The following is a 14106-nucleotide window of genomic DNA, read 5'->3' on the forward strand; positions in this document are numbered from 1 at the left end:
ATTTATCATTAATTAGGCTATGTTAATCAAAGTTTGATAGGGAAAAATATCTAACTCCCCTTAATTTTCTAAAAAGCGCTTTACTTAGTGCACTTCTTTATATCAATATTCCAGTCAGCACCGGATTTGATTTGATGTTTTTGCGCGAAATTATCCCTATTCAGCGCCACGGAAACATTCAACAAGCTGTTTAAATAGACCAACGGCTGGCCTTCTGGCACATTGCCAAAGCTCGCAACATACGGCATTTTCCCTTCGTATTGTTTCTTAGAACCTTTAAAAATCGTTACACACAGCGTGTCATTGAGTTTGATTTTTGCTTGATTGAGTAATTTATCGCTGATATTGCTCCAAACATTGCCGTATTGGATATCAAGAATCGGGATATTGCCTTTCACTTCCCCTTTTGTGGCTTTCGCTTTTTGGTAAGGAATTTCAACGACTTTTGGGGGAAGCTCTGGCCCAACCTGCTCGAATGTGATCGCCCCAGAAGCCAAGCGCGCCCCAGTGTAAGCATACACATCACGGCCATGGAAAGTATAGGATTTTTCAGAACCTTTCAAGCGGTTAGCTTTTTCATCAATTTCACGCACGCTATCAATCCCCAAAGTTTGCGCCACCAAAGTCAGCGTGCCGTTATCCGGCGAGACGAAATACTGGCCGTTTTTAGTTTTCAATACCACCGATTTACGCTTAGTGCCTACGCCCGGATCAACTACGCTCACAAATACCGATCCTTTTGGCCAATAACTAGCGGTCTGATACAAGCGGTAAGCGCCTTCCCAAATGTTATACGGAGGGATTTCGTGCGTTAAATCAAAGATTTTAAGATTGGAATCAACGCTGAAAGCGACGCCTTTCATCGCTGAGACAGCCCCATCTTTTAGGCTAAAGTCGGTTTGTAAAATCAAAGCGTTACCTGCATAAACAGACGATAACCCTATGCACGCTGATAAAAACAACGCTGAAATCGTTTTTTTCATGGTTACTCCTTGATTAACTTTTATGGGCTTTTAGCCCCTTTATTATACCATTTAAGGGGGTTTTTTCTAAACATTAAGGGTTTAAAAAGGGCTTTACATTTCATATTGAAACAAAGCATTAATTAGGCTCTCTTAAGGGGATAGGGGGGTTTTCACTTAAAACGCAATATCGCCAATATTTTCACTATTCTCTATATAGTATTTAAAACGCTCTTTTTCTAATTCGTTTTTTAGAATTTGTTGTTCTTCTAAAAGTAGGCGTTTTTGATCTTCTAGGGTGTTGATTTTACGGCTAATATAATAAATATTATTGCTTAAATAGATTTTAGGCGCTAATAAGGCTAAAAACGCGCCCCCAAAAACCAACACCCCTATTAAAGCCATTAAAGAAAGGCCATGCGAATTTTCATTTGCAGTTTCGGCGAATAATTCTTTCTTTTCGTCCTCTTCTATACGCACAAAGCGTTCTTTTTCATTTGAAGAATGGGTTTTGATATTCATGGCTTACTCATATAACTTACTCATGGCTTGAATTGGAACACCCTCATTTTAGCGCTTCGTGAACGCCTGTTGTTTTTAATTTCTTCTGGGCTTGGAGTGATGGGTTTTTTGGTTAAAATTGTGCCTAAAGCGTGGTTGTTAGAGCAAGCGCATTTGAAACTTGAAGGATCGCAAATGCAATTTTTAGCGTAATCTTTGAAAGCGTTTTTCACTAACGCGTCTTCTAAAGAATGAAAAGAAATCACGCACAAAATCGCTCCCTTAAGGTTTCTAGCGCTTTGTAAAAACTCTTTTAACTCTTCTAATTCGCTATTGACTTCTATGCGAACGGCTTGAAACACCAAAGTCGCTGGATGGATTTTTTTATTTTTAGAAAGGGAGCTTAAAAAATCGCTCAAATCCTTAGCGTCTTTAAAGGGCTTTTTAGCGCGCCTTTCTGCAATTTTATGGGCGATTTTTTTATATTCTTTGATTTCGCCATAGTCTCTAAAGATTTTTTCTAACGCCACTACAGAATAAGAGTTGATGACTTTTTGAGCGTTCAAATCGCTCTCTAAATCCATGCGCATATCCAGAGTGTGCGAGTGGAAATTAAACCCTCTGTTATCATCATCAAGCTGCAAAGAGCTCACCCCTAAATCCACTAAAACCCCTTTAATCTCCTTGTTATGCGTTTCTAGGGCTTCTTTAAAGCGTTTGGCAAACCCTCCACTTAAGAGATTATAACGCCCTTCAAAGGCTTTCAATCGTTCTTTAGCGATTTCTTGAGCGAACTTATCTTTATCAATGCCAATGAGTTTCAGGTGTGGTTTTTGGGATAAAAGGGCTTTAGAATGCCCCCCTAACCCTAAAGTGCAATCAATCAAAACCCCTTTTTCTAAAGGCGTGAACGCTTGCAAAACTTCTTGCAACAAAACGCTTTGGTGCAGATTTTCTATTTCTTGCAAACAATCCCCTTAAAACCCCTAGATGAATTTTCCAAACGCTCACTCAATGGTGTTGGTTTTGTTGGTTACGCTCAAAAGTTTCTTTATAACCAATTTTAGCTTTTTAAGATGCAAAAACCCAAACTAAAATCCCTTTTATAAAGACTAAAAAGGGCTTAAAGATACCCTTTTAAAGGGTTTAAAAAGTGTAGTTATACCCTAAATAAAGCGAATAATCCCGTTTCAAATGGTAATAAAGATTAGTAGCGTTAGGACCCGCACTCAAAAACTTGTTGATGAGTAGTGGCACTCTCACGCCAAACTCTACGCCATTATGCTTGTAGATATTGGCTCTCACCCCAAAATTCAACCATACCTGAAAAGCAACGGTTGAAGTTTTGGTGCTATAAGGAGCGTTAAGGTTACAATAAGTAGGGGTACAAACATCAGGACCTTTAGCTTCAATGATTTGCTCTTTCCAATAGTTTGCCGCTGAGCTTTTCCAAGTGTTACCGCCGATAGCGACCCCACCAAAAACACCAAAAGAAGCGTTATCGTTATCAATAATATCAGCTAACAAATCGCTCCCCACACCCCAAGAGACCATATCCAACTGGATTTTATTAGGTGCATAAACCTGCTTACCTAAATCGGCATGCCCATAATCAAAAAGCCCATACACCCTAAAACCAAACCACTTGCTTGTCATATCTAACGACTTGAACTGGAAAAATTTCTTATAACCCACATTCAACCCAAGACCATTCAAAGCCCCATTAGCGTATTTAGCATGCCAGTTGATATTGGTATGTCCTGGATTATACTTATTAGCGGTAAGACCTGGGGGGCAACCTACAACACTCCCTGTGCAATCCCCTGTGTTATAAATATTGCTATTCAAACGGGCCTGTCCAAGCTGATAATTAGTCCCTATATAAACACCATCACCTTCGGCTAACAACGAAGAGCTTAAAACTGCGGATAGAAGCCCTAAAGCTACAAACTTTTTCATAAATTCCATTCCTTTACATTCCTATCTTTAAAATTGTCTCATAAAATAATAGCATGTTTATCCTTAATCAAGCAAATATTTTTAACTCTTATGAATAAGAAATGATAATAAAACCATTCTTTTTTGAAGTATAATAGCTACTTTTAATCCATTTTCTTATTTTAAGGAAACTCTTGCAACATAAAACCATTATGGATAAGATCATTATTCAAGGGGCTAGGGAAAATAATCTCAAAAATATTTTTTTAGAAATCCCTAAAAACCAATTTGTTGTTTTTACCGGATTAAGCGGTTCGGGTAAATCCACTCTGGCGTTTGACACTTTATACGCTGAAGGCCAAAGGCGCTATTTAGAGAGTTTGTCCAGCTATGCTAGGCAATTTTTAGATAAAGTGGGTAAGCCTAATGTGGATAAAATTGAAGGCCTAACCCCTGCGATTGCCATTGATCAAAAAACCACTTCTAAAAACCCTAGATCCACTGTGGGGACGATCACTGAGATTTATGATTATTTAAGGTTGTTGTTTGCAAGGATTGGGGAGCAATTTTGCCCCACATGTTTAGAGCCCATTAGTTCTATGAGCGCGAGCGATATTATTTCTCAAATCTGTCATTTAGAAGAAGATTCTAAAATCATCATTCTAGCTCCCATTATTAAAGATAAAAAAGGTTCGTTTAACGATAAATTAGAGAACTTGCGTTTAAAGGGGTATGTGAGGGCTTTTGTTGATGGGGTGATGGTGCGTTTGGATGAAGAAATCCATTTGCACAAAACCAAAAAACACACCATTGAAGCGGTGGTGGATAGGGTGGTTATTAATAGCGAAAATGCTTCACGGATCGCTAGTGCGGTAGAAAAAGCCCTTAAAGAAAGCTATGGGGAATTAGAAGTGGAAATCTTGCAAGACAACGCGCCAAGCATCAGAAAGCATTACAGCGAGCATAAGGCATGCTTTAAATGCAAGATGAGTTTTGAAGAATTAGAGCCTTTGAGTTTTTCCTTCAATTCGCCTAAAGGGGCGTGCGAGAGCTGTTTGGGTTTGGGGACAAAATTCAGCTTAGACATTAGTAAGATTTTAGCTCCTAACACGCCCTTAAATCAAGGAGCGATTAAAGTGATTTTTGGGTATAACCGCAATTATTACGCTCAAATGTTTGAAGGCTTTTGCGGATATAATGGCATTGACACTGCGCTTTGTTTTAACGAATTGAATAAAGAGCAGCAAGACGCTCTTTTGTATGGGAATGGCACTGAAATCAGCTTTCATTTTAAAAACAGCCCCTTGAAACGCCCCTGGAAAGGCATCATCCAAATCGCTTATGACATGTTTAAAGAGCAAAAGGATTTGAGCGATTACATGAGCGAAAAAACCTGTTCTTCGTGCGAGGGGCATCGTTTGAAAGCCTCCAGTTTGAGCGTCCAAGTCGCCGGCTTGAAAATGGCGGATTTTTTAACTAAGCCCATTGAAGAAGTCTATCACTTTTTTAATGATCCCACGCATTTTAGCTATCTTAACGAGCAAGAAAAAAAGATCGCTGAACCCATTTTAAAAGAGATTTTAGAAAGGGTGTTTTTTTTATACGATGTGGGGCTAGGGTATTTGACTTTAGGGAGGGATGCGCGAACGATTAGCGGAGGGGAGAGCCAAAGGATACGAATCGCTAGCCAAATCGGGAGTGGTTTGACAGGGGTTTTGTATGTTTTAGACGAGCCTAGCATTGGCTTGCATGAAAAGGACACGCTCAAACTCATCAACACCCTTAGGAATTTACAAAAAAAGGGGAACACGCTCATTGTCGTAGAGCATGATAAAGAGACGATTAAGCATGCGGATTTTGTTGTGGATATTGGGCCAAAGGCTGGAAGGCATGGGGGTGAAGTGGTTTTTAGCGGGAGCGTGAAAGAGTTATTGCAAAATAACCATTCTACCGCCTTGTATCTCAACGGCACTAAAAAGATTGAGCGCCCTAAATTTGAACTCCCTAAAGAAAAGCATTTTTTAGAAATCAAAAATGTCAATATCAATAACATTAAGAATTTGAGCGTTCAAATCCCTTTAAAACAATTAGTATGCATTACTGGGGTGAGCGGGAGCGGTAAAAGCTCGCTGATTTTACAAACCCTTTTACCCACCGCTCAAACCCTTTTAAACCATGCTAAAAAAGCTCAAAGCTTGAATGGGGTGGAAATTGTAGGGTTGGAGCATTTGGATAAAGTGATTTATTTAGACCAAGCCCCCATAGGCAAAACCCCACGAAGCAACCCTGCCACTTACACAGGAGTGATGGATGAAATCAGGATTTTATTTGCCGAGCAAAAAGAAGCTAAAATTTTAGGCTATAGCGCGAGCCGTTTTAGCTTTAATGTTAAAGGGGGGCGGTGCGAGAAATGCCAAGGCGATGGGGATATTAAAATAGAAATGCACTTTTTGCCTGATGTGTTAGTCCAATGCGATAGCTGTAAGGGCGCTAAATACAACCCCCAAACTCTAGAAATCAAGGTGAAAGGCAAATCCATTGCTGATGTGTTGAACATGAGCGTAGAAGAGGCTTATGAATTTTTTGCTAAATTCCCTAAAATCGCCGTGAAATTAAAAACGCTTATAGATGTGGGCTTAGGCTATATCACTTTAGGGCAAAACGCTACGACTTTAAGTGGGGGGGAGGCTCAAAGGATCAAATTAGCTAAAGAATTGAGTAAAAAAGACACAGGAAAAACCCTTTATATTTTAGATGAGCCTACCACCGGTTTGCATTTTGAAGACGTGAATCACCTTTTACAAGTCTTGCATTCTTTAGTAGCGTTAGGCAATTCCATGCTAGTGATTGAGCATAATTTAGACATTATCAAAAACGCTGACTACATTATAGACATGGGGCCTGATGGGGGGGATAAGGGCGGGAAAGTCATTGCGAGCGGCACGCCTTTAGAGGTGGCACAAAATTGCGAAAAAACCCAAAGCTATACGGGAAAATTTTTAGCTTTGGAATTGGAATAGCTTGTGCATGGAGTTTGTTTGTTAAAACGATGTAAGGCTGAATAAAATAACAGACAGCCAAATATGAGAGAGCAGAAAATTACAAGGCTAGAGGCAATAATAGCCGCTTGATCATGCAAGAGTTAGCAAAGAAGCCATGCCTTTAAAATCCTCGCATGAAAGTTTGAAAGAACGGCTTTATTACCATTAAGTGTTAATCATAAATTATAAAAAATGCTAAAAAGCATTTTTTATAGTCAATAGTAAAGAGTTTGATTTTAATTTTAATTGCACGATAATTTTTGTAGCGCGGTTTTAGGGGTTAAAAATGACTTTTAATTTAAAAAACTAATTAAGACCCAACAAGATTTTATTTATTATTGTTTTCCGTCCGCATGATAATCGCTTGAATGGGATCTTTGCCAAGGAGATTGCCAAACAGAGGCCCTTTTGACAACTCATAAAACACCCTGCTTGTTATTTTAACGGCTGTCCTCTTTGAGTCTTTAAGATATTTGGGGAATTGTATTTTAACTTCTCTATCAATCATAGACCCCCACTTTTTATAGCGGAATTTGATCACAAATTCCGTTCCTCGTATCCGCTCTACCTTACAACTCCTAAACCCAACCTCCAAATACTTTCTCACCAACCACTCAATGTTGTAAGGCCCTTTGTCCAAAAAACGCCTGATATTTGCAGAATTGGTTTCATAATATAATATATTGTAGGCTCACCATTTTCAAGCAAATCAGCAAGAGTGGTGTTGTTATTATCAATCATAGGGGGTGCATAAAACCCTAAACGCTCATCAACCCCTAATTCCTTAACGATAAACAATCTGCAACTGATAAAATCACCATCCTTCTCGTTAAGAACATCAATGATTTTATAAGAGCTACCATACCCATAATAGAACGAGTTAGGTTTCTGTGGTTCTTTATTAGCCTTTAATTCATTAAATTCATCAAAAATACCCGCCATGAAATCATCATCATTTGCTAAAGCGGTCTTGCTACTCAATCTAACCATCGTTTCCTGACTCAATTGAACAATAACTCCGTCAGTTTCCTTATCCACTCCAACACCAATCACTCTATAGCCAAATCTATCCACTCTTTTACTCAATTTGTTACACAACAAACCATGCAACTCCTTGTTTTTTAATTTCTTAACCATAAAATCATTCGCTAACATAAAAACTCCCCATTAATTGAACCCCAATCTTTAAACCCCTTTAAGCAAAAATCCCAAATTAAGCGTTTCTAATAAACGCTTTTTCTAATGACCCTATGAAATTATAGCGTGATCGCTCAAACTTATTAAACTTATCTGGTTGCAGATGATTTATAAAGAAGCCTTGCAAACTACCTTTCCAAAAACAAATCTTTCTCTTGGATTTCTGTCCCTTCGCTTAAAATCGCCGCTCTTTCCACGACACCTAAAAGCTCTCGCACATTCCCATGCCAAGAATATTCTAAAAGGCGTTTTGCGGCGTTTTTTGAAAAAGATTTTGGCCCCAAATGATACGCATCGCATACTTCTTTAAGCTTGATTTCAGCAATGGGCAAAATCTCTTCTACCCTCTCTCTTAAAGGTGCAATAGTTATAGGCACGATTTGCAAGCGGAAAAACAAATCTTCTCTAAATTCTTTTGAAGCGATTTTTTCTTTCATGTTAGCGTTGGTAGCGGAAATGAAACGAACATCAATTTTAACGCTCTTATTATCCCCAAGGCGCGTGATCTCTTTTTCTTGAACCACTCTTAAAAGTTTGCTTTGCAATTGAAAGGGCATTTCAGCGATTTCATCTAAAAAGATCGTGCCTTTATTAGCGCTCTCAAAAAGCCCCATTTTAGGTGCTGTGGCGTCCGTGAACGCCCCTTTTTGATACCCAAAAAGCTCGCTTTCTAATAAATGCTCTGGGATAGCGGACATGTTGATCGCTATAAAAGGGTGCTTGGAGCGCTGAGAATGTTGGTGGATGAAATGAGCAAAAACCTCCTTACCCACCCCGCTTTCGCCTAATAGCATGACATTAGCGTCCGTGCTTGCGACTTTTAAGGCCTGCCGTTTGCTCTCTTCTAAAGCTTTTGAAGTGGCTAAAAAGCTGTGTTTGTGTGGTTTTTTTAAAGGTTTTTCTAAAGGGTGTTTTTTTTGAAATTCTAAAACTTTTTTAGTGCGATAGATGGATTCTAAAAGCAATTCTGGTTTAAAAGGTTTTTGGAAAAAGTCTTTCACGCCTAAACGAATGGAATCAATGGCTTTATTCAAGGTCGCATTACCGGTAATCACAATGGATTCGTATTTGCCTTCTAAAAGGCGTAAAAATTCTAAGCCGTCCATATGGGGCATGTTAATATCCGTGATGACTAAATCAAAGCTTTCATCTAACTTGGCTAAAGCGTCTTTAGGGTTTTTAAAACTCACAATCTCTAAATCGTCCTGAAGCTCAAAAAAAAGCTCCAGGCTTTTACGCATGTTAATATCATCTTCTACAATGGCGATTTTCATTCTTCTTCCTTTCTAAAAATATCTAAAGACAGTGCATCTCCCACTAAACTCGCTCTAACGCTTAAGGCTTTGAGGTTAAGAATGCTCGTGGTAGTGGTGCCGTTTTTATAGCTGTGATCATAATGCGTGATAGCGACTTGGCTTTTTAAAATGCAGTCTATGACTCGCTCTTTTTCTTTTTTTAACGCTATTTCTAAAAGGAAGCGTTCTAACTTTATTTGGAGCAAGGGGTTTTTCAAATTAGGTAAGTTGCGAGTGATGATGGAGCAATGATAGTCTAAAACATAGGGGGCTGTTTTGATGCGGCTAACGATAGGTTTAGAGACAGAATACTCTTCGCCCATCACTCTAGAATCAACGATTTTCAAGCGGTACGAAATTAAAAATTCTTGATCTTCTAGGGGGCTTAGGGCATGCAAAGAAACCCCTAAAAAATACAATAAAAAATAACAGAATGAAAAGAAACGCATCACTCAAACAAATTTTGCGCCGAAGAGGTTTCTAAATTTTCTGGCTCTTCTTCTTTGGGGCAAGAATTGACATACACGACTTTATCAGTGGTGTTTATGAGCTTTACCCCACTAGCGTTTCTTCCGGTTTCTCTAATGTCTTTAATGGAAACTCTGATCATTTTTGCGCTCGCAGTAAGGATCATCAAATCCAGGTTTTCATCATCCACGCTGATAACGCCCACCAAATTACCGGTTTTTTGAGTGAGCTTCATGCCAATGACCCCCTTGCCTCCACGAGATTGCTCCCTATACGCTTCGGCTAAAGTTTGCTTGCCAAGCCCGTTCTCGCTCACGCTCAAAAGCTTGTTGCCATCATCGCTAATGACGACCGCACCGACAACAAAATCGTTTTCATTCAGCTTAATCCCTCTAACCCCACGAGTCGTTCTTCCGATCTCGCGCACATCTTCTAAAGGGAATTTAATGAAAATACCCAAATGCGATGCGATGAGCAAATGCTTGGCGTTGTTATCCACAACTTTTGCGCCCACTAATTCATCGCCTTCATCTAAAACAATCGCTCTGATACCGCTATAACTCCTATTACCGCCAAATTCGCTCAAATTGGTGCGCTTCACCACGCCATTTTTTGTGAAGAAAGCTAAAGAGCGTTCATCGCTAAAGTCTTTAGTGCTTAGAGTCGCCATGATTTTTTCATCCGGAGCGAGCGAGATTAAATTCACAACGGCTTTACCCATAGCGATCCGGCTCGCTTCTGGGATTTTATAGACTTTCAAATGATACAATTGCCCCTTATTGGTGATAAAGAGCAAAATATCATGCGTGTTAGCCACAAAAAAGTTTTCAATGAAATCGTCTTCATAAGTGCTGCCTGAAAGCTTGCCCTTACCGCCACGATTTTGCTTTTCATAAGCTTTTAAATCCACTCTTTTCACATAGCCTTTATAACTCATGCTCACTACCATAGGCTCATTAGCGATCAAATCTTCTATATCAATATTTTCATACGATTCTTGAATTTCAGTGCGCCTTGGAGAAGAAAACTGCTCTTTGACTTCTAAAAGCTCTGTTTTGACGACCTCATTCAAGCGATCTTCGCTCTTTAAAATGCCATTGAGATCATCAATAAGCTCTAACAAGTTTTGGTATTCTTCTTTGATTTTATCTCTTTCAAGGCCTGTTAAGCGTTGCAAACGCATTTCTAAAATGGCTTTGCTCTGGATTTCGCTCAAAGTAAAACGCTCCATTAAGGCGTTTTTAGCCGCTTCTGGACTTGGGCTTGTTTTAATGAGTCGCACGATTTCATCAATATTGTCCAAGGCGATCAAATAGCCCTCTAAAATATGCGCTCTAGCCTTAGCCTTTTCCAATTCAAAAATCGTGCGTCTTATAATAATGGTTTTTCTGTGGTTTAAGAAAAGGCACAACAACTCTAAAAGCGTGAAAATCTTAGGCTCTTTATTATAAATAGCGAGTAGAATGATGCTAAAAGTGGTCTCCATGGTGGTGAGTTTGTAGAGGTGGTTTAAGACAATTTCACTTATCGCGTCTCTTTTTAATTCAATCACCACTCTAATGCCCTCTCTATCGCTCTCATCGCGCACTTCGCTAATGCCTTCAATTTGTTTTTCTCGCGCTAAATCGCTGATTTGTTCCACTAATTTGGCTTTATTGGTTTGAAAGGGCATTTCATCTAAAACGATGATTTCTTTATTTTTTGTTTTTTCCACATGCACTTTGGCCCGCACTTTCACGCGCCCTCGCCCCGTTTTATAGGCTTCAATAATCCCTGCTTTACCATAAATGATCCCACCAGTAGGAAAATCAGGCCCTTTGACAAATTCTAAAATTTCATCTAATTCAGCGTTAGGGTTTTCTAAGACATGAATTAAAGCGTCTATGATTTCATCAATCCTGTGAGGGGGGATAGAAGTCGCCATCCCTACAGCGATCCCATTAGCCCCATTGACTAAAAGGTTAGGCAGACGGCTTGGTAAAATATCTGGCTCTTTTAAGGTGTCATCATAATTAGGCACAAAATCAATGGTGTCTTTATCAATATCCCTTAAAATTTCTTCACTCGCCTTAGTCATTTTGGCTTCAGTGTATCGCATCGCTGCAGCGTTATCGCCATCAATAGAGCCAAAGTTGCCCTGCCCATCCACTAATTCCAAACGCATAGAAAAATCTTGCGCCATTCTCACTAGCGCATCATAAACCGCTTTATCGCCATGGGGGTGGTATTTACCAATCACATCACCCACGATCCTAGCGCTTTTTTTGTAAGCGACTTTGGAAGTAAGGCCTAATTCATGCATCGCATATAAAATGCGCCTATGCACAGGCTTTAAGCCATCTCTAGCGTCCGGTAAAGCGCGCCCTATGATCACGCTCATGGAATAGGCTAAATAGCTCTCTTCAATAGAATAATCAATCCCCACTTCTACAATATTTTTTGTTTCATTGACTGAATTATCTTGCATGTATCTCCCTAAAATTTAATTAAAATAAAGCGTTATAAGATAACGCCCCCAAACAAAAGCCCAAAAAATAAGCCCTATCAGTTGGGCTGCACTGGCCATGTCTTTAGCCTTTTTGGCTAAAGGGTGGAACTCGGTGCCAGTAAAATCCACAGCCTTTTCAATAGAGCTATTGATGAGTTCAACCACCACCGATAAAAAACAAGGCGCAATCAATAGCCCCCATTCTAAAAAATCTTTAGCTAGATAGCTCGCTAGAACGATACAGAAAAGAGCCAAGATGGCAATTTGCCTGAACGCGCTCTCTTCAGCCCACGCGCATTTAAGCCCGTCTTTAGAATAAAAAAGGGCTTTAAAAAGGCGTTTAAACCCTTTAGCTTTGGGGGGGACTTTGAAATCACTCATGGCTTATTTTGTAAGATTGAAAGAAATTCACGCTAAGGCTATCTAACAAGGCGTTAAAAGTCAGCTTGGTGTTGTCTTTAGCTTGGGCGTTAAGAGCGATCTGGGATCGTTTGTCTTTAGCCATAGAAACAAAGGCTTGCAACAATCCTTTAAAATTTTGTTGGAGCTCTGCATCATCTTTAAAACGGGATTGGAACAAGGCCATAAAATAGTTTTCTAAAGAAGCTAACGCGCTTTCATAAGAAACGCTAGGGGTTTGAGATCGCAAGCTAAAATAAGGGGAAAAAAAGCCCAAACTCTCTTTATTTTGGTGGTAAAAGGACTCTAAAAGGTTTTTAAGATGGCGCGCTTGGATAGAAACGCCCAACTTTGGCGCTAAAAAACGCAGTTTGTCTTGCAATTCTTCTATGGCTTTAGCGTCTTTAGAACTCAAGGTTTTAAAAATATTTTTAAGGGATAGATTTTCTTGAGTCTCCATTAAACCCTCTTGAAAAAAAGTGTAAGCAAGGATATTTTCCGCATTAGTCAAATCGCATTTTAAGTTGTCGTTTAAGGTTTTTTCATCTAAAGCGTTGAATGTTAAAGAGCAATTCAAGCGCGTGGGTTTCATTTTTTCCAATAATGCATTCAAGTCTTTTAGGGGGATTTGATGGATTTTTTGCTGAACGGATTGTTCTAAAATAGGGGATTTGATTTGAGAATGGACAGAAAGGGTAAGAGAGCTTTTATCTAAAGAGTTGAGCTTAATACTCAAATTTTTAAAATCCATAATAGGGGAGTTTTGAGAATTTAAAAAACTGATCTCTTTAGAAGTGCATGCAATTTTAAAAAACCCTTCGCATTCAAAAGGAGCACCCACAATCCCCATTCCCTTAATTTGGGGGCGTTGATCTAAATAAGAGTTAAGATAAGCACTTAAAGATTTTTTAACCGACATGCTAGTAAAGAAGATAAACACCCCTAAAAGCACGCAAATTAAAGCCCCAATAACCACCATCCAAGACATGAATTTTTTAGTCAAAAACACCCTTTATTCTATTGAAAGCATAGTGATAGAACTCATAAAATGCGTTTTCTTATTTTTGGGATAGAAAATATCGTATTTGTTAGGGCAAAAAAGTCGTTAATGGTGCCTTGTGTTACTTTCATAGCTTTTCCTTTTAGGTGGATTAAGATTATACCGAGTATTAAATCAAAAAAAAAGAAAAAAGCTTAAATTTTTTAATTTGTAGCTAAATTTGTTAGGATTGAAGAAAATTTGCTTGAGTCAAACTAACCCAAGCTTTTAGCGCCAAGAGGCATAAAGCCTCTTTCATAAAAAGGATTGAGCAATCTTAGCGTCTTTCTGGGGGCTGTATGCCTAGCCAATCTTTATAAAACGCCTCTATATCAGGCTCAAAATCATGGATCACGGGATACCAAGGAGTTGGGGCTTCAACATCTAAAAGGACGCCGCAATCCGGGCAAATATACTCCCGATACACTTGCCAATTAGTGTCACTGGCTAAGAGTTTAGGATACACCTCTTCCATTTTTTCTGCCGTATCGCGCACATAGATGTTTGCATGCAATTTCCAATTCTCCTCTGGAGCGCAAAACGCATGACCGCATGAACACTTAATAACCCACTTCTTTTGAGGATCTTGCACCACAAACAAATGCGGTCCCAAGGGTAAGACGATTTTGTCATCAAAATCTACCTTATCTTGCAACACCTTCAAATACATTTGGAACCTTTCATGATCTTTAGGCATGCTAAGCATTTTTAAGACAGTGTTCCAATCCAAGTTCCCCTCTACCAAATTTTTAATTTGTTCTTGCGTGTATTTTGACAT

Annotated in this window: 11 protein-coding genes and 1 pseudogene; 1 reads left to right on the forward strand and 11 read right to left on the reverse strand. The window is 39.1% G+C overall.

Annotated elements, in window-relative coordinates:
• Window positions 1-80 precede the first annotated feature (80 nt).
• The 4 genes from CXY28_RS03560 to hopE all read right to left on the reverse strand — a co-directional run bounded on the left by CXY28_RS03560 (window position 81) and on the right by hopE (window position 3431).
• A complete protein-coding gene (locus tag CXY28_RS03560; RefSeq protein ID WP_100979485.1) occupies window positions 81-983 on the reverse strand; it encodes an SAM hydrolase/SAM-dependent halogenase family protein in 903 nt (300 codons plus the stop codon).
• 156 nt (window positions 984-1139) lie between these two features.
• Window positions 1140-1484: a hypothetical protein gene (locus CXY28_RS03565; protein WP_100950057.1), complete on the reverse strand. Its 345-nt coding sequence runs from the start codon at window positions 1482-1484 to the stop codon at window positions 1140-1142.
• A 20-nt stretch (window positions 1485-1504) separates the two neighbouring features.
• Window positions 1505-2431 carry a 16S rRNA (cytosine(1402)-N(4))-methyltransferase RsmH gene (gene rsmH / locus CXY28_RS03570; protein WP_100979486.1) on the reverse strand — a complete coding sequence of 309 codons (927 nt, stop codon included), beginning with the start codon at window positions 2429-2431 and terminating at the stop codon, window positions 1505-1507.
• A gap of 178 nt (window positions 2432-2609) precedes the next feature.
• Window positions 2610-3431, reverse strand: a complete 822-nt coding sequence (gene hopE / locus CXY28_RS03575; RefSeq protein ID WP_157819742.1) for a Hop family outer membrane protein HopE — start codon at window positions 3429-3431, stop codon at window positions 2610-2612.
• A gap of 164 nt (window positions 3432-3595) precedes the next feature.
• Here hopE and uvrA point away from each other — a divergent pair, with 164 nt between their 5' ends.
• Window positions 3596-6421, forward strand: coding sequence for an excinuclease ABC subunit UvrA (gene uvrA / locus CXY28_RS03580; RefSeq protein WP_198542601.1), 2826 nt, complete (start codon window positions 3596-3598; stop codon window positions 6419-6421).
• Window positions 6422-6770: 349 nt separating this feature from the next.
• Here uvrA and CXY28_RS03585 read toward each other — a convergent pair.
• The 7 genes and pseudogenes from CXY28_RS03585 to CXY28_RS03615 all read right to left on the reverse strand — a co-directional run bounded on the left by CXY28_RS03585 (window position 6771) and on the right by CXY28_RS03615 (window position 14106).
• Window positions 6771-7597 (reverse strand): annotated as a pseudogene (locus CXY28_RS03585) (hypothetical protein).
• Window positions 7598-7767: 170 nt separating this feature from the next.
• Entirely contained in the window at window positions 7768-8913 is a 1146-nt protein-coding gene (gene flgR, locus CXY28_RS03590; RefSeq protein WP_100968769.1) for a transcriptional activator FlgR, read from the reverse strand.
• Entirely contained in the window at window positions 8910-9383 is a 474-nt protein-coding gene (locus tag CXY28_RS03595) for a hypothetical protein (RefSeq protein ID WP_198542602.1), read from the reverse strand. Before CXY28_RS03595 ends, flgR begins: the two co-directional genes overlap by 4 nt.
• Window positions 9383-11869 carry a DNA topoisomerase (ATP-hydrolyzing) subunit A gene (gene gyrA / locus CXY28_RS03600; RefSeq protein WP_100979489.1) on the reverse strand — a complete coding sequence of 829 codons (2487 nt, stop codon included), beginning with the start codon at window positions 11867-11869 and terminating at the stop codon, window positions 9383-9385. The genes CXY28_RS03595 and gyrA overlap by 1 nt, the downstream gene beginning before the upstream one ends.
• Window positions 11870-11884: 15 nt before the next feature.
• Window positions 11885-12271: a diacylglycerol kinase gene (locus tag CXY28_RS03605; RefSeq protein ID WP_024117987.1), complete on the reverse strand. Its 387-nt coding sequence runs from the start codon at window positions 12269-12271 to the stop codon at window positions 11885-11887.
• Entirely contained in the window at window positions 12264-13292 is a 1029-nt protein-coding gene (locus CXY28_RS03610; protein WP_100979490.1) for a hypothetical protein, read from the reverse strand. Before CXY28_RS03610 ends, CXY28_RS03605 begins: the two co-directional genes overlap by 8 nt.
• 313 nt (window positions 13293-13605) lie before the next feature.
• Complete coding sequence (locus CXY28_RS03615; protein WP_015085794.1) at window positions 13606-14106, reverse strand: acetone carboxylase subunit gamma; 501 nt, start codon at window positions 14104-14106, stop codon at window positions 13606-13608.

It is taken from the genome of Helicobacter pylori, assembly GCF_002832345.1.
Classification (GTDB): Bacteria; Campylobacterota; Campylobacteria; order Campylobacterales; family Helicobacteraceae; genus Helicobacter; species Helicobacter pylori_CP.

Coding starts and splice junctions, on each gene's coding strand:
- gyrA (WP_100979489.1), bottom strand. CDS start 11,869: ATGCAAGATAATTCAGTCAATGAAACAAAAAATATTGTAGAAGTGGGG.
- CXY28_RS03565 (WP_100950057.1), bottom strand. CDS start 1,484: ATGAATATCAAAACCCATTCTTCAAATGAAAAAGAACGCTTTGTGCGT.
- flgR (WP_100968769.1), bottom strand. CDS start 8,913: ATGAAAATCGCCATTGTAGAAGATGATATTAACATGCGTAAAAGCCTG.
- CXY28_RS03615 (WP_015085794.1), bottom strand. CDS start 14,106: ATGTCAAAATACACGCAAGAACAAATTAAAAATTTGGTAGAGGGGAAC.
- hopE (WP_157819742.1), bottom strand. CDS start 3,431: ATGGAATTTATGAAAAAGTTTGTAGCTTTAGGGCTTCTATCCGCAGTT.
- CXY28_RS03560 (WP_100979485.1), bottom strand. CDS start 983: ATGAAAAAAACGATTTCAGCGTTGTTTTTATCAGCGTGCATAGGGTTA.
- CXY28_RS03595 (WP_198542602.1), bottom strand. CDS start 9,383: ATGCGTTTCTTTTCATTCTGTTATTTTTTATTGTATTTTTTAGGGGTT.
- CXY28_RS03605 (WP_024117987.1), bottom strand. CDS start 12,271: ATGAGTGATTTCAAAGTCCCCCCCAAAGCTAAAGGGTTTAAACGCCTT.